Origin of the sequence: Paraburkholderia phenazinium, assembly GCF_900142845.1 — a bacterium.
In the GTDB taxonomy this organism is placed as follows: Bacteria; Pseudomonadota; Gammaproteobacteria; order Burkholderiales; family Burkholderiaceae; genus Paraburkholderia; species Paraburkholderia phenazinium_A.
In genome coordinates this window covers 2,967,689-2,987,676 of sequence record NZ_FSRU01000002.1, presented here as the reverse complement: position 1 = coordinate 2,987,676, position 19,988 = coordinate 2,967,689, and the positions used below count along the sequence as shown (strand labels likewise).

General features: G+C 64.2%; 16 protein-coding genes and 1 pseudogene. 10 read left to right on the top strand and 7 right to left on the bottom strand.

Annotated features, from left to right (window positions below):
- Nucleotides 1–191: 191 nt before the first annotated feature.
- Entirely contained in the window at nt 192–1,160 is a 969-nt protein-coding gene (locus tag BUS12_RS30420) for an aldose 1-epimerase (RefSeq protein ID WP_074301047.1), read from the top strand.
- Between the two features lie 55 nt (nt 1,161–1,215).
- On the opposite strand, the gene BUS12_RS30415 is transcribed toward BUS12_RS30420, so the two are convergent.
- Together BUS12_RS30415 and BUS12_RS30410 are read right to left on the bottom strand one after the other, a co-directional pair.
- Nucleotides 1,216–2,013 carry an endonuclease/exonuclease/phosphatase family protein gene (locus BUS12_RS30415; protein ID WP_074301046.1) on the bottom strand — a complete coding sequence of 266 codons (798 nt, stop codon included), beginning with the start codon at nt 2,011–2,013 and terminating at the stop codon, nt 1,216–1,218.
- Nucleotides 2,014–2,041: 28 nt separating this feature from the next.
- Nucleotides 2,042–2,533, bottom strand: a complete 492-nt coding sequence (locus BUS12_RS30410; RefSeq protein WP_074301045.1) for a hypothetical protein — start codon at nt 2,531–2,533, stop codon at nt 2,042–2,044.
- Nucleotides 2,534–2,831: 298 nt separating this feature from the next.
- Between BUS12_RS30410 and BUS12_RS30405 the strand changes: the two genes are divergently transcribed.
- The 5 genes from BUS12_RS30405 to BUS12_RS30385 all read left to right on the top strand — a co-directional run bounded on the left by BUS12_RS30405 (nt 2,832) and on the right by BUS12_RS30385 (nt 7,840).
- Nucleotides 2,832–3,809 (top strand): AAA family ATPase, encoded by a 978-nt coding sequence (locus tag BUS12_RS30405; protein WP_074301044.1) that lies wholly within the window; start codon nt 2,832–2,834, stop codon nt 3,807–3,809.
- A gap of 73 nt (nt 3,810–3,882) precedes the next feature.
- Entirely contained in the window at nt 3,883–4,383 is a 501-nt protein-coding gene (locus BUS12_RS39950) for a DUF4148 domain-containing protein (RefSeq protein WP_437123883.1), read from the top strand.
- A 306-nt stretch (nt 4,384–4,689) separates the two neighbouring features.
- A complete protein-coding gene (locus BUS12_RS30395; protein WP_074301042.1) occupies nt 4,690–5,796 on the top strand; it encodes an NAD(P)/FAD-dependent oxidoreductase in 1,107 nt (368 codons plus the stop codon).
- A 198-nt stretch (nt 5,797–5,994) separates the two neighbouring features.
- Nucleotides 5,995–6,306, top strand: a complete 312-nt coding sequence (locus BUS12_RS30390) for a high-potential iron-sulfur protein (protein WP_074301041.1) — start codon at nt 5,995–5,997, stop codon at nt 6,304–6,306.
- Nucleotides 6,307–6,550: 244 nt separating this feature from the next.
- Nucleotides 6,551–7,840: an MFS transporter gene (locus BUS12_RS30385; RefSeq protein ID WP_074301787.1), complete on the top strand. Its 1,290-nt coding sequence runs from the start codon at nt 6,551–6,553 to the stop codon at nt 7,838–7,840.
- 30 nt (nt 7,841–7,870) lie between these two features.
- On the opposite strand, the gene BUS12_RS30380 is transcribed toward BUS12_RS30385, so the two are convergent.
- The gene (locus BUS12_RS30380; protein WP_074301040.1) at nt 7,871–9,364 is read right to left on the bottom strand and encodes an amidase; all 1,494 of its coding nucleotides are present in this window, start codon (nt 9,362–9,364) and stop codon (nt 7,871–7,873) included.
- A gap of 36 nt (nt 9,365–9,400) precedes the next feature.
- Complete coding sequence (locus BUS12_RS30375; protein WP_074301039.1) at nt 9,401–10,099, bottom strand: dienelactone hydrolase family protein; 699 nt, start codon at nt 10,097–10,099, stop codon at nt 9,401–9,403.
- A gap of 509 nt (nt 10,100–10,608) precedes the next feature.
- On the opposite strand from BUS12_RS30375, the gene BUS12_RS30370 reads away from it, so the two are divergent.
- Entirely contained in the window at nt 10,609–11,754 is a 1,146-nt protein-coding gene (locus BUS12_RS30370; RefSeq protein ID WP_074301038.1) for a branched-chain amino acid ABC transporter substrate-binding protein, read from the top strand.
- A 146-nt stretch (nt 11,755–11,900) separates the two neighbouring features.
- Nucleotides 11,901–12,905: a cupin-like domain-containing protein gene (locus tag BUS12_RS30365; protein WP_074301037.1), complete on the top strand. Its 1,005-nt coding sequence runs from the start codon at nt 11,901–11,903 to the stop codon at nt 12,903–12,905.
- A gap of 114 nt (nt 12,906–13,019) precedes the next feature.
- Here BUS12_RS30365 and BUS12_RS30360 read toward each other — a convergent pair whose 3' ends face one another.
- The 3 genes and pseudogenes from BUS12_RS30360 to BUS12_RS30340 all read right to left on the bottom strand — a co-directional run bounded on the left by BUS12_RS30360 (nt 13,020) and on the right by BUS12_RS30340 (nt 18,404).
- Nucleotides 13,020–14,591 carry a collagen-like triple helix repeat-containing protein gene (locus tag BUS12_RS30360; protein WP_074301036.1) on the bottom strand — a complete coding sequence of 524 codons (1,572 nt, stop codon included), beginning with the start codon at nt 14,589–14,591 and terminating at the stop codon, nt 13,020–13,022.
- Nucleotides 14,592–15,022: 431 nt separating this feature from the next.
- Nucleotides 15,023–16,369: pseudogene (locus BUS12_RS30355) on the bottom strand (collagen-like triple helix repeat-containing protein); the annotation flags it as partial.
- 823 nt (nt 16,370–17,192) lie between these two features.
- Entirely contained in the window at nt 17,193–18,404 is a 1,212-nt protein-coding gene (locus BUS12_RS30340; RefSeq protein ID WP_074301035.1) for an MFS transporter, read from the bottom strand.
- A gap of 207 nt (nt 18,405–18,611) precedes the next feature.
- Here BUS12_RS30340 and BUS12_RS30335 point away from each other — a divergent pair, with 207 nt between their 5' ends.
- On the top strand, nt 18,612–19,280 hold the full coding sequence (locus BUS12_RS30335) for a HugZ family pyridoxamine 5'-phosphate oxidase (RefSeq protein WP_074301786.1): 669 nt from the start codon (nt 18,612–18,614) through the stop codon (nt 19,278–19,280).
- Between the two features lie 388 nt (nt 19,281–19,668).
- Complete coding sequence (locus tag BUS12_RS30330; RefSeq protein ID WP_074301034.1) at nt 19,669–19,968, top strand: H-NS histone family protein; 300 nt, start codon at nt 19,669–19,671, stop codon at nt 19,966–19,968.
- Nucleotides 19,969–19,988 lie beyond the last annotated feature (20 nt).

Sequence of the window (19,988 nt, the reverse complement as noted above, 5' to 3'; positions counted from 1 at the left end):
GGTACCACTAATAATATGCGGACGGCAACGCGCAAAAACCCGTCATTTGGGACGTCTGGCGGGGCTTTCTATTGGTGCAATTTTGAACTAAATATTACTAATAATATTGACCTGAGAGTTGCGACGTGCGATTCTCGGTCGCGCGGGGCCATGTCGGCCGCGTTCCGCCCAGGGCCTTTCCTATCCTCACCATGCGCGATGTTTCCTTGAATCCGATCCGGCCAGCCGCGACAGAGGCGTTCCAGCTCGACGATCCCGCCTTGATCGCGTTGGCGAGCGGCACCATGCGTCTGCTGGTTGCGCCGCACGTCGGCGGTTCGATTGCTGCGTACTACGAGGCGGCGGCCACTGGGCCAGTGCACTGGTTGCGGCCCGCCACCGAGGCGGCGCTCGCCGCACGCGATCCGCTGCGCATGGGGAGCTTCCCGCTACTGCCGTATTGCAACCGCATTCGCGATGCGCGTTTCGAGTTCGACGGACGCACCGTCGATCTCGCCGGCGACGGCAACCTGTTCGCCCACGCGCTGCATGGTCATGCGTGGCGTCGCGCGTGGCGGGTGGGCGCGCGCACCGCGAGTTCGGTGGAGCTGCACTTCGATCACGAGCCCGATCCGCACGCGCCAGGCGACTGGCCGTTTCGCTATCGCGCGATGCAGCGCATCGAACTGGCGGGGGATGCGCTACGGGTGACGTTGTCTGCGCACAACCTGGCTGAGCGGCCAATGCCGTTCGGCATGGGGCATCATCCGTATTACCCGCGTACCGCCAGCACGCGCGTGCATGCGCAGGTGCAGGGCATGTGGCACGCGGACGGCGAGGTGCTGCCGACCCACCTGGGCCCGCATCCCGCGGTCGATGCCATGCGCGAAGGGATGGCCGCCGATGCGTTCGATCTCGACAACAACTTCGCCGGCTGGTCGCGCAGCGCGACGATTGCGTGGCCGGACGAAGGCCGTCAACTGACGTTGACGGCGCAAGCGCCGTTCGATCATCTGGTGGTGTTTGCGCCTGCGAGCGAAGCGCTGTTGTGCGTCGAACCGGTGACCAACACCACCGATTGCTTCAACGCCGACGACACGCGCGACCATGTAGGCGGCTGCGTGCTGATGCCGGATGAGCAGATCGCCGCGACCGTGCACTGGACGCCGCAGCGGGTCTAACCCGCAAGCGAAGCGCGACGGCTGTCGATCCGCGCGCAAGCTGCTACGCGCAGCGTTACTCCACCCGCAAGCGCGCCATGTACGGCAAATGATCCGACAGCCACGCGGTCTCCTGCGTTGGCTGGATCCACTCGACCGGCTTCATGCCGCGCACGAACATCTTGTCGAGCGCGAGCGCCGGTGAGAACGCCGGGAAGGTCCGTCCGGACTCCCCCAGCAATGTCGCCACCTCATACAGACCGTGTTCGCCGAACAGCGGCACCGAGTCGTTGCGCCAGTCGTTGAAGTCGCCGGCGAGCACGAGTGGCCCCTCTGGCGCTTCCTTCGCAATCCAGTGAGCAATCCACGTCATCTGCCGCAGACGGGCCGCCCGCGTGAGCGCGAGATGCGCGCACAGCAGCGTCACGGAATGGCCGGCGAAGGTGGCCCGCGCCACCAGCAGGCCGCGTTTTTCGAAGCGGTGGGCAGAGATGTCCCAACGGCCGCCGAGATCGAGCGGATGCGGCGACAGGATCGCATTGCCATGCCGCCACGACGGCTTGAACACGTTCGGCCCTAGCGCAATCTGCAATTCCGCCGAGCGGGCGATTTCAGTGGCCTGGCAATGCCAGACATCGTCGAGCGGATCGCGCAGCGGTGCGCCGAACCCGCCTGAGAGCACCGGCGCCGGCATGCGCCGCGCCATCGCTTCCTGCAGGAAGAAGGCGTCGGCGGGGGTCGACTGCACCCAGCGCTGCATTGCCTGCCAGGCCTGAAAGCCGAGCGGCGTGCGCCCTTTGTGCAGGTTCCAGCTGACCGCAATGAAGTCCTTGGGCTGCACGCCTGGGCGGATCAGTTCTTCGGGGTTTCGCATACCGCGTGGTCCACGGTGTTCGTTGATATCAGGAGTGATGGGCAAGGCTCGCACGGATTCGGTACACCAGGTTCGGATTCTTGTCGACGATCTGCCAGGTGGCCCATTGGCCGGCAGCCACTTGCAGACCCGGATGATTGGCGCTCACCTGGCGCGGCTGCGGCGGCAGCTTGCAACCGGTATCGGTTTTCTGGGCGCTGTCATCTTCAAGGGTTTCCTGCGCGTCGATGGCGAGCGTGACCTGATTCGCGTCGGCCTGGATCGGCGAGACCGTGAGCGTGCGCGTCAGATCGATACTGCCGGCGGGCGCATCCTTGCAGCCGACGTTGTGCTGCACCACCTGATGATGCGTGTCGGTGCGCGCCTGGCCGACCGTCGTCTCACCCTCGAACGCATCGATCTGCTGGCCGTCGCGCATCACCTGCAACTGCCACTGCACGACCTGCTGGTCGGCCGGTTGCTGGGCCTGAGCGAATAACGATGTGCCGAACAGCACGGCGACGAGACTGGATTTCCACATGGTTGACGGCTCTCCGGGAGCGCTGTGTCCGGCTGGGTGACAGGCGCCCATCTTACGCCTGATGGGCATAACGTCTTTCTGACACGAATGTCGGGACCGGGTTCAGCAACAATGCGTTTCGTATCAGATGAGGATGAGTTCGGCCCATTCAACCAGGCTGTGCCGATAGCCCACTGCGCGTGTTAGCAGCAGACCCGCATGGCTGCTGGCTTGCGCACGAATATGGCCTCGTTACACTGGACTTGAAACGGCGCCTCACCGGTGCCGTAGCGGCAAGACCAGCACGACGGGGTGAGCTATGACAACAGCAATGGTCAAACAGGAAATCGCGGTGGCGTCGTTCAGCAAGGTCTATGACCTCGAGCGGGTTGAAACCGCGCTGAACGATCTCGGCGACGGCGCCAACGACGCGCTGCGCACTACCTACGAAAAGATGCTGAAGATCGGCAATCTGCGCTTCTGCGTGAAGCCGAACCGGATGCCCTCTATCGACGATCTGGTCGAGGCGCTGCCCAACTTCAGCGAACCGCTCGACGACGTGCGCAAGCAGGTCGCGCTGTGCCTCGAGACCGAGGATCGGCTGGAACTGATGCCGATCCTGCTGCTCGGCGACCCTGGCATCGGCAAGACGCATTTTGCGAAGCAGCTCGCGCGGCTTCTGGGCACGTCGTATCACTACGTGGCGATGAGTTCGCTGACGGCGGGCTGGATTCTCTCGGGGGCGTCGTCGCAATGGAAGAACGCCAAGCCCGGCAAGGTCTTCGATGCACTCGTGCATGGCAGCTACGCGAACCCCGTGATTGCCGTCGACGAAATCGACAAGGCCACCGGCGACTCGCAATACGATCCGCTCGGCGCGCTGTATGCGCTGCTGGAGCACGACACGGCGCAAACCTTCATCGATGAATTCGCCGAGATCCCGATCAACGCGGGTCACGTCATCTGGATCGCGACGGCCAACGACGAGCGCTCGATCCCCGAGCCGATCCTCAACCGCATGAACGTCTACGAGATCCCGCCGCCGGATCGCGACGGTGCGCGGCGCATCGCCCAATCCATCTACGATGAAATCCGCACGGCCCATGGCTGGGGATTGCGCTTTCCCGGCGAACTGGGCGATGCCGCGCTCGATGCGTTGAAACATGCCTCGCCGCGGGAAATGCGCCGCGCGATTCTGAACGGCTTCGGGGCGGCACGGATCGACGGCCGCGACTGGATCGGCGCGGACGATATCCGGCTCGACTACGGCAACCGCCGCAAACCGATCGGCTTTTGAGCGAGGCTCACCGCTCCACCGCGAACAACCGCCTTCGGGCGGTTTTTTGTTGGTCGGAGGGACCGCGCGCGGCGTGCCCATCCTGAGCGCAATCGACCACACGGGCGCCACGATTGTTGTCCTGGATGTAACTGTTAATTGGCCCAATCAGAATAAATTTTTGATAGTCGTGGCCTACACTGGGTTGTCCCGACATGCAGCGGTGCGCAAACGGCGGCGCGGCATCTCAGTCGATTCAACGGTACTGACGAATCTGGAACCCATCATGAAACTCGCCCCCTTTGCTCGCTTTGCTCCCTTCGCTGCCTTGCTGATTTCCGCCGCCGTTGCGGTGCCCGCCTTCGCCGGCGAGGACACCGCCGCTGCGAACAATGCCCCGAAGACCCGTGCCGAGGTTCGGGCCGAACTGGCGCAGGCGCGCGCCGACGGCGAACTGAGCATGAATCCGAACGCGCCCGCATATCCCGCACAGTTCGCCACCGGCGGCTATACCGTGCCGCGTGTGCAGATCAATACGGTGCGAACCAGTGCCGAGCGCGATGCCTCGCTCAATCGCGCCGCCGTGCAGAACTGAGGCGCCGTAAAAACCACCTGAACCCGCCGTCTGCTCGTATCAAGCGAGCGCCTCGTCCCTCGACGGCGTACACTGAAGCCGTGCGGCACACAGAATCAACACGCAGAATCAGGGCTGGTTCCCGATCCGATGCCCGCAGTCGTCGCGACTGCGGGCATTCGTTTCTGTACCGCACCGTACAATTTTGTCATGTGTGCAGGATGCGTTCGGCAGCGAGCGGCGAGCCTTATCAAACGGCCACATCCTGTCTTCATCTTCATCAGGTGGACGAGGCAGCGCGCGGTGCGGTAGGCCGCGTCAAGGGACATGGATCAGATCGAGTGTGTAGTGATTGGCGCCGGTGTCGTGGGCCTGGCGGTGGCGCGTGCTCTCGCGGCGCGCGGCCACGAAGTGATCGTGCTGGAGGCGGCCGAAGCCATCGGCGTAGGCACCAGCTCGCGCAATAGCGAAGTGATTCACGCGGGCATCTACTATCCGCGCGGCTCGGTGAAGGCAGCACTCTGCGTGCGCGGCCGCGAGATGCTGTACGAGTACTGCGAGCAACACGGCGTGCCGCATTCGCGTTGCGGCAAGCTGCTCGTGGCCACTTCGCGCAACCAGATTCCGCAGCTCGAAAGCATCATGGCGCGCGGCAAGGAAAACGGCGTGCTCGACCTGATGCGCATTGGCGGCGCTGAGGCGCAGGCGCTGGAGCCGGCGCTCGAATGCGTCGAGGCGGTGTTCTCGCCGCGCACCGGCATTGTCGACAGTCATCAACTGATGCTGGCGATTCAGGGCGACGCCGAACGCGATGGCGCAGTGTGCGCGTTCCACGCGCCGGTCGAAGCGATCACGTCGAGCAACGGACGCTTCGTCGTGAAGGTAGGCGGCGCGGCGCCCACGACGATCAGCGCGGCGTGCGTGATCAACAGTGCGGGGCTGCAGGCCAATGCGCTGGCCCGGCAGATTCGAGGACTCGATGCCCGCCATGTGCCGCCGCTCTATCTGGCGCGCGGCAACTACTTCAGCATCTCGGGGCGCGCGCCGTTTAGCCGCCTGATCTATCCGATGCCGAACGAGGCGGGTCTCGGCGTGCATCTGACCATCGATCTCGGCGGCCAGGCGCGTTTCGGTCCGGACGTCGAATGGGTCGACGCGATCAACTACGACGTCGATCCGCATCGGGCGGATTCCTTCTATGCGGCGATTCGCGCCTACTGGCCCGCGCTGCCCGACGGCGCCTTGCAACCGGCCTATGCCGGCATTCGTCCCAAGCTCTCCGGTCCGGGCGAACCCGCCGCCGACTTCGTGATTCAGGGCCCCGCTGCACACGGCGTGCGTGGCCTCGTCAACCTGTTCGGGATCGAATCGCCGGGGCTAACCGCGTGTCTGGCGATCGCGCAGCGCGTCTGCGAACTGGTGGGCCGCACCTGAACCGATCGCGGCCTGCGGCCCGGAGCGCGCAACACGCGCAGTCGGCGCGGGCAGCGCCTATGACACGGTCATGCGCCGAACTACCCATTCGCTTATCTCTATCATTTGAGCCGTCACGCGTGGGGGCTTCATTGCTATGCTTGAGGACCGCTGTCGTCAGAACGGCGTTGAGCCCAATACAAAATGGAGTGAGTCCCCATGAAGTCATCCCGTCGTAGTTTCCTGATTACGAGCATCGGCGTCGCGTCGACGCTTGCATTGTCGCGCCAGGCCTTTGCCGACGCTCCCAAAGTCACCGAAGCCGATCCGACCGCTCAGGCGCTCGGCTACAAGCAGGACGCCGCCCAGGTCGACAAGGCCAAATACGCCAAGTACGCCGCCGGCCAGGACTGCGGCAACTGCAGCTTCTATCAGGGCAAGGCCGCCGATCCGTGGGGCGGCTGCCCGATGTTCGGCGGCAAGCAGGTGTCGGCCAAGGGTTGGTGCAGTGCATACAACAAGAAGGCATGAGATGCCGTTGAGGGCCGCGTGTCGGACCTGTCGCGCGAAACGCGCTGCAGCATGACGGCACGGTTCTCCCGCTGATGGATGAAGGCGCCGGCCGCAGCGAGCGGCCGGCGCCTTTTTGCAGCTTGAAAACCGTTACAGCGATCTTTACACTCGCAATGCATTTGGCATGGCAGCAGCGCGTCGTTGCGTCGAGCGGCCCATCTTCAACACCGCGCGCGATACTTTTCGAAGGCTGGAGATTCTGATGGCGGCATCCAGGAGCCTCAACACGCGAGCGGTGACAGCAGCGGTTATCGGCAACGCGCTCGAGTGGTACGACTTCACCGTATTCGGTCTGATGACCGTGGTGATCGCCGGGCTCTTCTTCCCCACCAGCAGCGATTATTCGTCGCTGCTTCTCACCACCGCCAGTTTCGGTGTCGCGTTCGTCATGCGGCCGGTCGGCGGCATCGTGCTGGGACTTTACGCGGATCGTGCGGGACGCAAGGCGGCCTTGTCGCTGGTGATTGCGCTGATGACCCTCGGCATCCTGCTGCTGGCGATTGCGCCGCCGTATTCCGCCATCGGCATCGGCGCGCCGCTGATGATCGTGTTCGGCCGTCTGCTGCAGGGCTTCTCGGCCGGCGGCGAATTCGGCAGTTCAACTGCACTCCTGATCGAAGCCGCACCGTTCTCGAAGCGCGGCTTTTACGGCAGTTGGCAGATGGCGAGCCAGGCGGCCGCCTTGCTGCTCGGCGCGGTGGTGGGCGCACTGATTACGCATGGACTGTCGCCGGAAGCTCTCAAGTCGTGGGGCTGGCGCGTGCCCTTCGTGCTTGGGCTCGTAATCGGCCCGATCGGCTTTTATATCCGCCGCCACCTTGCTGATTCCGAAGCGTTTTTGCATGCCCAACAGACCGCCCGTCGCGCGACGCTGCGTGAAGTGTTCACGAACCATAGTCGCGAAGTGGTGTGCGGACTGGGCACCGTCATCGCCTTGACGGTCACCATTTACGTATTGATCAGCTATCTGCCCACCTTCGCAGTGAAGCAACTGAAGCTGCCGTATGCGCAGTCGTTCTATGCGGTGATTGCCGGCAACCTGCTGCTGATGGTGCTCTCGCCGCTGACCGGTGCATGGTCGGACCGCATCGGCCGTAAGGGACTGTCGATGTGGTCGCTGGTGCTGACCCTCGCGATCATCTATCCGCTGTTCTCGTGGCTTGCGGCGGCACCGAGTGTGTCCAAACTGATTCTGGTGCAGGCCCTTCTCTCGATCACGCTGTCCGGCTACTACGGTCCATTCGGTGCGCTGATTGCCGAGCTGTTTCCGGCCAACGTGCGCTCTACGGGACTCTCGCTCGCATACAACATTGCGGTGATGGTGTTCGGCGGCTTTGGTCAGTTCATCGTTACCTGGCTCACCAAAACTACCGGCTCGCCGCTCGCGCCTATCTACTACGTGATGGCTGGACTCGCGCTATCGACCGTCGCGCTCGCCTGTATTCCCGGCATGCGTCACGCCGATCTCGACGCGCGCCGCAAACACGCCTGAGCTGAGCGCACGCTTTGGCGCGTGCTGCGTTCAGAAGCGCGCCGGCATCAAGGGCGGTCTTCTGGAGAACCAGGGACGCGCCGCTTCCAGTTGCGCAGCGAGCCGCAACAATGTGGCCTCGCCGCCCTCGCGGGCCGCGAACTGCACGCCCACCGGCAGGCCGCGTGCATTCCAGTACAGCGGCACCGACATCGCCGGCTGTCCGCTCAGATTGAACACCTCCGTGCAACCGGCCCAGGCGAATGCCTTGTCGGCGGCTTCCGCCAGCATCTTTCGCAACAGCGGTTCGATCGGCATCGCGGTGACCGCGCGCATCTGCATGCGCTCGCTCTGGGTCGGCTGCATCTCGCCGATCTTGATCGGCGCAGAGGCCAGCGTCGCGCACAGGATCACGTCGTAGCGCGACAGCAGATCGGTGAGCTTGACGGTGATGCGGCGTTGTTCCTCGAGGGCGGCGGGCAACGCACGTTCGCCGAGTTTGCGGCCGATTTGCGCCATCGCCCACGTCGCAATTTCGAACTCGTCGCGCGAGGGCTTGCGGCCGGTGATGCGCTCGGCGTTCAGCACCATGTCGCGCGTTGTCACCGAACACAGCATCAGGAAGGCATGGCGCACCGCTTCGAAGTCGATGCCGAGCGTGACCGGTTCGACATGATGTCCGAGCGATGCCGCGAGCTGCGCCGCGTCGTCGAGCGCGGCGCGAGCATCGGCGGACAGCGTGGGCGCGAGCATCGGGTCCGTCACGTAGGCAATCGCCAGCGGCGCGCATGGTTCGCTGAGCGCGCCGAGAAACGTGCCGGGTGCGCCCACGGCTTGATGCTGCGTGTGTCCGGTCATGAAATCGAGCAGCAGGGCGCTGTCGCGCACGCTGCGCGAGACGGCATGATCGACGCCTAGCTCGCCGGCGCTGGGAGCGTAGAGACCCGGAACGCGTCCACGCGATGGCTTGAGGCCGAACAGACCGCAGCAGGAGGCGGGGATGCGGATCGAGCCGCCGCCGTCGGAAGCATGCGCGAGCGGCACGATGCCGGCGGCGACCGCGGCTCCGGCACCGCCGCTCGAGCCGCCTGGCGTGTGGTCGAGGCTCCACGGATTGCGGCACGGGCCGAACAGTTCAGGCTCGGTGTAGGGCATCTGGCCCAGTTCCGAGGTACTTGTCTTGGCGAAGATATTGAGGCCGGCGGCGCGCGCCAGGGCGACGACCGGCGCGTCTTCGGTGGGCACGAAGTGGCGGTAGTGGCGGCTGCCCATCGACATCCGTAAACCCGCAACCGGCGCACCCAGATCCTTGATCAGATAGGGCACGCCTGCGAACGGGCCGTCGCCGGGCGTCCGCGCAGCATCGCTGCGTGACGCGCGTTGGCGTGCCGCGTCGTAGTCCTTGAGGACGATGGCATTGATGGCGGGATTGGCTGCTTCGGCGCGCGCGATCGCGATGTCGAGCAATTCGCGCGCGCTGGCTTCGCGGGTGCGGACCAGCGTGGCGAGGCCGATTGCGTCATGGGCCAGGTAGTCGGATAGCACGCCGGATGAGCCTCGCGTATCGCTAGCGTAACTGACTTAGAGACGCTCGCCGAGGAACGTCAGCGTACGGCCGTGTGCGAGCGCGGCGGCATGCTGGTTGTACGACGCACGGTCGGTGCAGTTGAAGCCGTGATCGGCATTCGCATAGATGTGGAATTCCGCGTCGCCGCGACCGGCGAAACGTTCCTGCACCTGTCCCACCGCTTCCAGCGGAATGCCGTGATCGAGTTCGCCGTAGTGGAACTGCATCGGCACCTTGATCTTCGCTGCTTCGTCGAGCAGGTTCTGGATGCCGCCGCCGTAGTAGCTCACGCCGAGGTCGATCGTGTTTTGCGCGGCGGTCAGGTAGGCAAGGCGGCCGCCGAAGCAGTAGCCGATTGCCGCCACCTTGCCGGTGACTTCCGGCAGGGCGCGCAGCGCAGCGGCGGTGGCGCCGATGTCGGCCACGGCAAGACCCACGTCGGTCTTCTGCAGGATTTCGATGCCCTTGTCGCGGTCGGCGCCGGCATAGGTCAGCTCGACGCGCGGCTGGGTGCGCCAGAAGATGTCCGGCGCGAGCGCCACGTAGCCATCTTGCGCGTACTGGTCGGCGACCGCGCGGATATGGCTGTTCACGCCGAAGATTTCCTGAATGATGATGACGGCCGGACCCTTGCCGCCTTTGGGCAGCGCGAGATAGCCCTGGAAGCTTTCATTGCCGGCCGGAATGTCGATCCATCGGGAAGTCACGCTCACGTTGCTCTCCTTCAAATGACTATGGGTGCAGGCGGGCAATGCCCGCAGCGGGCGGTCAGTTTGCCACTAAAAGAAAGGCCGTGCAGCGAGGCTGGAGGCGGCGCGGCGCATGTGGCGGATTTGTTTCCGCCACGCAATCCTTATTCGGCCAATTAACGGTTTATGCGCGAAAAACCCTTTAGGCAGGCGCGCCGAAAAATTCGCCTCGCTTAGCGGAAACCCGCATGGGCTGGTGCTTTCCGGGGTGGCCACCGGTTCTCCATTCAACCTCATGGGATAAACGCTATTGGTGTTCATCCCACTTCCTCAAAAAAATCCCACAAATTAATTTGATAGCCTACACTTGCGCGCAAGTACGCATAGCCGCCTGCCACAAACAGACTGGTTCACGTGCTGGCCAAGTGCATAACGATGCAACCGGCGTGGTCGTCCACGGGATTGAGCGACACGAGAAGGAAGCGGGGCACAGGGCGATTACGTTGTTTTTGGGACCGAAACTGGAGACTTACATGAACATCAAGATTCAAAAGCTGTTGCCGATCAGCGCTGCGGCCATGTTGTTTGCGTCGTTGGCAACGGGCGCGGTGGCGGACGAGGTCGTCAAGATCGGCCACGTCGCACCGCTTACTGGCGGTATTGCTCACCTGGGTAAGGACAACGAAAACGGCGCTCGTCTGGCAGTTGAAGAGATCAACGCCAAGGGTCTGACGATTGGCGGCCAGAAGGTTACGCTGGAACTGGACGCACAAGACGACGCAGCTGACCCGCGTACGGCAACGCAAGTTGCGCAGAAGCTGGTCGACGATAAGGTGGTTGCAGTGGTCGGCCACTTGAACTCGGGCACTTCGATTCCGGCTTCGAAGATCTATAGCGATGCAGGCATCGTGCAGATCTCGCCGTCGGCAACGAACCCGGCCTATACGCAACAGGGCTTCAAGACGACGTACCGCGTCGTCGCGACCGATGCGCAACAAGGCCCGGCACTGGCTAACTACGCATCCAAGGACCTGAAGGTGAAGAGCGTCGCGATTGTCGACGACTCGACGGCTTACGGCCAGGGTCTGGCAAACGAGTTCGAGAAGACCGCCAAGTCGCTCGGCATGAACGTGATGTCGCATGACGCGACTAACGACAAGGCTGTCGACTTCCGCGCCATTCTGACGAAGATCAAGGGCGAAAACCCTGACGCGATCATGTACGGCGGCATGGACGCAACCGGCGGCCCGTTCGCTAAGCAAGCCAAGCAGCTCGGCCTGCGTGCGAAGGTTCTGGCGGGTGACGGCGTGTGTACCGACAAGCTGTCGGACCTGGCTGGCGACGCAACCGACAACATCGTCTGCTCGGAAGCCGGTATGGCGCTCGAGAAGATGGCTGGCGGCAAGGCGTTCGAAGCCAAGTACGAAAAGCGTTTTGGCCAACCGATCCAGATCTACGCTCCGTTCACGTATGACGCTGTGTACATCATCGTCGACGCTATGAAGCGTGCTAACTCGACGGATCCGGCAAAGATCCTGGCAGCCATGCCGACGACGGACTACAAGGGCGTGATTGGCGAAACGACGTTCGATTCGCACGGCGACCTGCAGCACGGCGTGATCTCGCTGTACAACTACAAGGGCGGCAAGAAGACGCTGCTCGACGTGGTCAAGATGTAAATATCACATGGCATGACGGTAGGTGTTTCACCTGCCGTCTGCCGGATGATTCAAGGCACGCGTTTTTTAGAAACGCGTGCCTTTTCTTTTGGGCGCTTGCATGAGAGTCTAACGATAGGACGAATCAACGCAGGGGGAGACAAACCGTGACCCGATCGATCGACGACTGGCGCCGCTGGATAGCCGAAAATCTGCTGCTGGGCGCGCCGCCGCCCGACTTGCATGCCGCGCTGTTGCAACAGGGATTCAATCCCGAAGAAGCGGCGCTCGAAATCAACACCGCATTGGCGAGCCCGTATCTTCAGGGCGGCACGCGTCTGCGCAATCGTTTGCGCAAGCGCGACTGGACGCTTTCCGTGTATGGCCAGTTGAGCCGCATGCGGGAGCGTGGCGGCGAAGTCGAACGGCGCGAGCGGCTCTCGCGTGACGAATTCTTTGAGCAGTACTACTTTCAGAACCGGCCGGTGATTATCACCGGCGCATTCGATGCATGGCCGGCGCGTAAGCAATGGAATTTCGATTACTTTCGCGCGCGCTGCGGCGATTGCGAAGTGGAAGTGCAGTTCGGTCGCAACGCCGATCCGAACTACGAGATCAACCAGCCGAATCTGAAGCGAACCATGCCGTTTCGCGAGTATGTCGATCTGGTTGAAGGCAGTGGCGCGACCAATGACTTTTATATGACGGCGAACAACACGTCGCAAAATCGCGTGTCGCTAGCGGCGTTGTGGGCAGATGCGCCGACTATCCGCGAGTATCTCGATCCCGCGTCGCCGGATACCGGCTTTTTCTGGTTTGGCCCGGCCGGCACGAAGACGCCGTTTCATCATGACCTGACCAATAATTTCATGGCGCAGGTGATCGGGCGCAAGCGGGTCAAGCTGGTGCCGATGTCGGATACGCCGCACATGTATAACCTGTTGCACTGTTATTCGCAGGTAGACGGCAGTGCGATCGACGCGTCGCGCTTTCCGGCTTTGCAGCAGGCGAACCTGATCGAATGCACGATCGGGCCCGGCGACCTGCTGTTCCTGCCGATCGGTTGGTGGCATTACGTGGAAGGCCTCGAGGCCTCTGTCACGATGACCTATACGAACTTCGTCGTGCGCAACGATTTCTGCAATACCTACGATACGTATCACGAACTCTAGGCGCGCAATGCGCTGTGATGCGGGCGCGATGTCGTTCGCGTTCGCGCGATAAAAAAACGGCGGGCCGGTTGCCCGGCCCACCGCCCCCCTGGTACTTCTTTTTATTTGCTGTCGTTATTTCTTCGCTGCGAGTCCGCTGAGCAGGCCGCCCGTGGTACCGGACCCGCTACCCGAGGTCGCGCCGGTCAGCCCACCGGTGAGCGAGGAGACGAGGCCCGTGACCGGCGCCAGCAGGTTGCCGGCCGAGCCGGACCCGCCTGACGAACCGGATCCCGCCGCACCGCCGGTGGCCGAACCCAGCGCACCGGTCAGCGACGAGACCGCGGAGGTGACCGGCGCCAACGGATTGCCGGAGCCGCCGCTGGCCCCGCCGAGCGCACCGGTGACCGAGGTCAGGATGCCGGTCAGCGGCGCAAGCGGACTGCCCGAGCCGCCGCTGGCGCCGCCGAGTGCCCCCGTCAGCGACGAGGTCACCGAGGTCAGCACACCCGTGAGCGGAGCGAGCGGGTTACCCGAACTGCCGCCGGTGAGGCCGCCGCTCAGCGTGCCGGGCAAGGCCGTCAGGATGCTGGTGAGCGGTGCCAGCGGCGTCCCGCTGAGCGGGTTGGTACCGCCGCTGAGGATGCCGGTGATAGGCGCCAGCGGGTTGCCACCCGTGCCGCCGGTCAGCAGGCCGCCGGCGGACGTGACGGTGTCGCCGAGCTTGGTGACCACGTTGCCCAGGTTCTGGCCGATCGGGTTACCGGTTGCGCTGCTGATCTGGCTGCCTGCGCTGTCCAGGCCATGGCCGATGGTCGAGAGCAGGCCGTTGAGCGGCGCGCCGAGGCCGGTGGTGTTGCCGATGGTCTGCGTCGTCTGGGCGACGGTGGTGGTGATCGGCGTGATGACGGTGCTGACCGACTGTGTGACCTGCTCGATCGGACCGGTGGAGAGGGCCGTGCCGAGCTGGGTGCCGAGTCCGCTGACGGCGTTGCCGAGTGTGGAGACCGTGCTGCCGAGCGGGGTGGTCAACGGGCTGAGGGCCGCGGTCGGACCGGTGCCGAGACTGGTGACGAGCTGGCCGGCGCTGTTGACGGCCTGGCCGGCGTCATAGACGAGGTTGCCGCTGCTCGACAGGGTGACGCCAAGCGGATTGGTCGAGGCGCCAAGCTGGCCGAGGCCGTTGGTCGCGCCCATGCCGACGGCGGTGACGCCATTGCCGAGATTGGACAGGACGTTGCCGAGCGCGGCGGTAGTCGCGGAGTTGCCGCCGGGGATCGGAGTGAGGCCGATCTGGCTGCCGATTGACGAGACGGTCTGGCCGGTGGCGGTGACGACGTTGCCGGTGTTCTGGACGACGACGCCGATGGGGTTGGCGCTCGTTGGTGTCGGTGTTGGCGTGGGTGTCGGCGTCGGTGTGGGTGTCGGTGTCGGCGTTGGTGTCGGCGTCGGCGTCGGTGTTGGCGTCGGTGTCGGAGTAGGTGTCGGAGTCGGTGTGGGCGTCGGAGTTGGAGTCGGTGTCGACGTGCCTCCACCCGAACCACCGGCACCCGAGCCTCCACCCGAACCCCCGCCCGTGCTTACCGTACCGCCTCCCGCGCCGCTGCCAGTTGTCGGCGGTTTGTTGACCGTTGTGCCGCAACCTTGAAGAATCATCAGCGACGACACGCACATGGCGATGGCCGTCATTTGGAAATTGCGATTCATGTCTCTGCTCCCCCGTCATTGAACTGATGGAGAGCTAACTGCAAGCCCTATGCCATTCGTGCGATGTGATCGGTCGTCCGAAGTAAACCTAGAAGAATCAAGGGTGTGCGGGATGTGATGACGATTCCGGCAGTCGCTGCGAGCAGCGATGTGTCGCGGAACAAAACCTCGCGTCCGGCGCGTGTAACGTAACGCAACGCGGCGCGTTTCTAGCGATCTCACTCGCCGCAAAGCGGCGCGCCGAGCCGGTCTTGATCGCACTTTCAAACACTGCAACACAGTCGGTCCGGTGCGCGCGACCCGCGCGAAATAGGTCGCCGCCGCGGACGGCCCGATCGGCGGAGGGGTTGTTCGCGTCCGCGCGATAAAAAAACGGCGGACCGGTTGCCCGGCCCGCCGCCCCCCTTAGTGCTTCTTTTTATCTACTGTCGTTATTTTTTCGCTGCGAGTCCGCTGAGCAGGCCGCCCGTGGTACCGGACCCGCTACCCGAGGTCGCGCCGGTCAGCCCGCCGGTGAGCGAGGAGACGAGGCCCGTGAGCGGCGCCAGCAGGTTGCCGGCTGAGCCGGACCCGCCTGAACCCGATCCGCCAGACGAACCGGATCCGGTCGCACCGCCGGTTGCCGAACCCAGCGCACCGGTCAGCGACGAGACCGCCGAGGTGACCGGCGCCAACGGATTGCCGGAGCCGCCGCTGGCCCCGCCGAGCGCACCGGTGACCGAGGTCAGGATGCCGGTCAGCGGCGCAAGCGGACTGCCCGAGCCGCCACTGGCGCCGCCGAGTGCCCCCGTCAGCGACGAGGTCACCGAGGTCAGCACACCCGTGAGCGGAGCGAGCGGGTTACCCGAACTGCCGCCGGTGAGGCCGCCGCTCAGCGTGCCGGGCAAGGCCGTCAGGATGCTGGTGAGCGGTGCCAGCGGCGTCCCGCTGAGCGGGTTGGTACCGCCGCTGAGGATGCCGGTGATAGGCGCCAGCGGATTGCCACCCGTGCCGCCGGTCAGCAGGCCGCCGGCGGACGTGACGGTGTCGCCGAGCTTGGTGACCACGTTGCCCAGGTTCTGGCCGATCGGGTTACCGGTTGCGCTGCTGATCTGGCTGCCTGCGCTGTCCAGGCCATGGCCGATGGTCGAGAGCAGGCCGTTGAGCGGCGCGCCGAGGCCGGTGGTGTTGCCGATGGTCTGCGTCGTCTGGGCGACGGTGGTGGTGATCGGCGTGATGACGGTGCTGACCGACTGCGTGACCTGCTCGATCGGACCGGTGGAGAGGGCCGTGCCGAGCTGGGTGCCGAGTCCGCTGACGGCGTTGCCGAGTGTGGAGACCGTGCTGCCGAGCGGGGTGGTCAACGGGCTGAGGGCCGCGGTCGGACCGGTGCCGAGACTGGTGACGAGCTGGCCGGCGCTGTTGACGGCCTGGCCGGCGTCATAGACGAGGTTGCCGCTGCTCGACAGGGTGACGCCAAGCGGATTGGCCGAGGCGCCAAGCTGGCCGAGGCCGTTGGTCGCGCCCATGCCGACGGCGGTGACACCATTGCCGAGATTGGACAGGACGTTGCCGAGCGCGGCGGTGGTCGCGGAGTTGCCGCCGGGGATCGGGGTGAGGCCGATCTGGCTGCCGATTGACGAGACGGTCTGGCCGGTGGCGGTGACGACGTTGCCGGTGTTCTGGACGACGACGCCGATGGGGTTGGCGCTCGTTGGTGTCGGTGTGGGCGTGGGTGTTGGCGTTGGCGTGGGTGTCGGCGTTGGTGTCGGCGTCGGCGTCGGCGTCGGCGTCGGCGTCGGCGTCGGCGTCGGCGTCGGCGTCGGAGTCGGAGTCGGAGTCGGAGTCGGAGTCGGAGTCGGCGTCGGCGTCGGCGTCGGCGTCGGCGTCGGCGTCGGAGTCGGAGTCGGCGTCGGCGTCGGTGTCGGTGTCGGTGTCGGTGTCGGTGTCGGTGTCGGAGTCGGAGTCGGCGTGGGTGTCGGAGTCGGCGTCGGTGTTGGCGTCGGAGTCGGAGTCGGAGTCGGAGTCGGCGTCGGCGTCGGAGTCGGCGTCGGTGTGGGCGTCGGAGTAGGCGTCGGAGTAGGCGTCGGCGTTGGCGTCGGCGTCGGCGTCGGCGTCGGAGTCGGAGTCGGAGTCGGAGTCGGAGTCGGCGTCGGCGTCGGCGTATGCGTACCCCCGCCCGAACCCGAACCCGACCCAGACCCCGAACCGGACCCAGCGCCCGAACCCCCGCCCGTGCCTAAGGTACCGCTTCCCGAACCGCTGCCGACTGTCGGTGGTTTATTCACCGTTGTCCCGCAGCCTTGGAGAATCATCACTGACGACACGCACATGGCGATGGCCGTCATCTGGAAATTGCGCTTCATGTTTTTGCTCCCCTGTCTTTAAACCGGTGGGGGAGCTAACTGCAAGCCCTATGCCATTTGTACGACGTGATCGGTCATGCAGAGCAAACCCAGAAGAATCAAGGGTGTGCCGGATGTGATGAAGAGCCCGATGCCCGCTGCACACAGTGATGTGTCACGGAACAAGACCTCGCGTCCCGTGGGTGTAACGTTACGTAAGGCCGCGCATTCCAGCCAATCCGACGCGCTGCCAACCAGCGTGCGGCCCCGGCCCAGATCAGATTTTCAGGCGCCGCAAAACCTTGGGCCCGGCGAACGCGATCAACGCGGAACACACCGCCACCACCGACAACCCAACCGGCAGACTGGTCACCTGCGCGACCCCGCCGATGATCACCGGCCCCAGCAGCAGTCCGAAGTACGCGAGCCCCGCCACATGCGCGAGTCCCTCGGCCGCATGAATGCCTTCGACCCGCGCGGCGGCCGCGAACAGCACCGGCATCATGTTCGCCAGCCCGAGACCCATCAGCGTGAAGCCGGTCAACGCAGCGAACGGATAGGGCAGCAGCAGTGCCCCGATCATCCCCGCGCAGGCGAGTGAGGCGCTCACCATCACGAGTTGCGGCGCACCGAACCGGGCGCGCACGGCGTCGCCGCCGAAGCGGGCCGCCGCCATGCCGCCGGAAAACGCCGCGTAGGCCGCGCTCGCAAGCGCCGGCGTGGCAAGGACGACATCGCGCATATACACGGTCGCCCAGTCGTACATCGCCCCTTCGGCGATTAGCGCGACCAGTGCGGTTGCCCCCAGCGCCCAAAGCGCAGGCGAGCGCCAGCGGTTGGCGCGCGGCGTGGCGGAATCCGGGTGGTCGGCGTGCGGCACGTGCGGCAAGACGGCCGGGCAGGCCACCAGCAGGACGAGTGCGCTTAGCGTCGCGGTCAACGCGAGGTGCATCTCGGGCGCCATCCCGCGCGACAGCAATGCTCCGCCCACAGCCGCGCCCACCATGCCGCCTACGCTGAACATGCCGTGCAGCGCAGACATGATCGGCCGCCCCAGCGTCTGCTCGACGGCGCTCGCTTCGGCGTTCATGGCGACGTCCAGCGTGGCCATGCCGGCGCCGAACACCGCCAGCACGATCAGCAGCATCCAGTAGGCGGGCACGACGAGAATCAGCGCTGCGCAGGCCGCCATCATCAGCCCGCCGCTGAGACACGCGCGGCGCGTGCCGACTCGCGCAATCCACGACGCATTGGTTGCCATTGCCGTAATCGACCCGCCCGCCACCGCCAGCAACGCGAAGGACAGCAGCGCCGGGTTCAGATGGAAGCGGTCGCGTACCGTCGGCACATGCACCCCCCACGACGCATACATCATCCCGGCAATAAAGAAGAGCGCCATGGTCGCGATGCGGGCGCGACGCAGCGACGCGGCCGGCAGATCGCGATGAGCAGCGGGAAGCGCAGAGAGGTCGGGGGAGCGGTCGGACACAGAAGTCTCGTGGGCGGGCAACAGGAAGTGAGCGAGGATGCAGGCGGATTCAAGAAAGCCGCCTGAAAGCGAAGGTTCGATTCTAACGAAGCCGCCGGGGTCGTGCAGGCTTGCGCTGCACTAATATCTTCTCCTATTCATTCAGAATGATGGACGCATCGCTGCCTTGATTTGCGCAACGATTCGCCATCCATCGAGGACGCGCACTTGAATATTCCCGCTCACGCTCCGCTTCATCTGCTGCACCGGGCCGCTGCCGGCACGCTCGCGACGCATTCGCGTCAGCCCGAGGGTTTCCCGTATCCGTCGATCCTGCCGTTTGCGCCCGACGCGCGACATCGTCCGACGATCCTGGTGAGCCGCCTTGCCGAACACACGCGCAACCTGGAGGCGGATGCGCGGGCGGGCTTTCTCGTTTCGCACGCTCCGGATGGCGACGTGCTCAACGGTCAGCGCCTCACCCTGTTAGGCGCGTTCGAGAGGATGGAACCGGCGCCCGCCGCAGTGCGGCGTTACCTGCGCTATCACCCGGACGCCGAGCGTTACCTCGCGCTCGGCGACTTCAGTTTCTGGGTGATGACGCTGGAACGAATGCGCTATATCGGCGGCTTTGGCGCGATGGGCTGGCTCGACGGCAATGAACTCGATCCCCTCGAACCCCTGGCGTTAGATGAAGAGGAGGCATTGCTGGCGTTTTTCGACACGCATCCACAGCGACCGGCTGATCTCGAACTATTGGGCGTGGACCGCTACGGCGCGGATCTGCAGAGCGGCAATATGCGGAATCGCTACATATTCGAGACAGTCGCCAAAGAGACCGGATTCTTGCATGCGGCACTAGAAGATTGCATGACGCGACAGATGAATGCTTCGTGACGCCTACTATTCCGGGAAAACACCGACGGTTTGATGCATCCGGGCTATTTATCTCATTTTTGAGCCGGTATCTCGTCAGAAGCTCTCATCCCATGAGATCTTTCCTCCCAATTCTCATATTAATTTTCATAATTGGGGAATTAAATTGAGATATTTACTCGGCGTGCGGCGGTCTTTTCCGTAGCCTGCGAAAAAGAGGTAAATGAAAGACTCCGTTGCATGAAGGTTAATGAAATTTTTTGAAACGAAACATAATTAATTTAAGAATTGGACTTTTCCCCGCTTTCCGTTTTGTGTTAATCTCGCCTGCAAATTCCGAGGCATGAACACCTTCAAAGGGCAAACCGGCTCAGACCGGTAGTCATTTATCCAAACCATAAGGGAACCTATGTCTTCCTACAAGGAACTACTCGCGCAGCGAGAGAAGCTGGAAAAGCAGATCGAAGAAGCAAAGTCGCGCGAATACGCGGAAGTGTTGAACGAGATCAAGCAGAAGATGGCCGACTACGGCATTACGCTCACCGAGTTGGGCGGTGGCCGTGGCAAGAATGCGAAAGTGGGCCGTCCGCGTGCTGGTGTCGCGCCGAAGTACCGCGACCCGGAAAGCGGCAGCACGTGGTCCGGTCGTGGCAAGCCGCCGCGTTGGATCGCCGGTCAGGATCGCGAGAAGTTTCTGATCGCGCGTTAATCGCAGCATCCCGGCGTGCG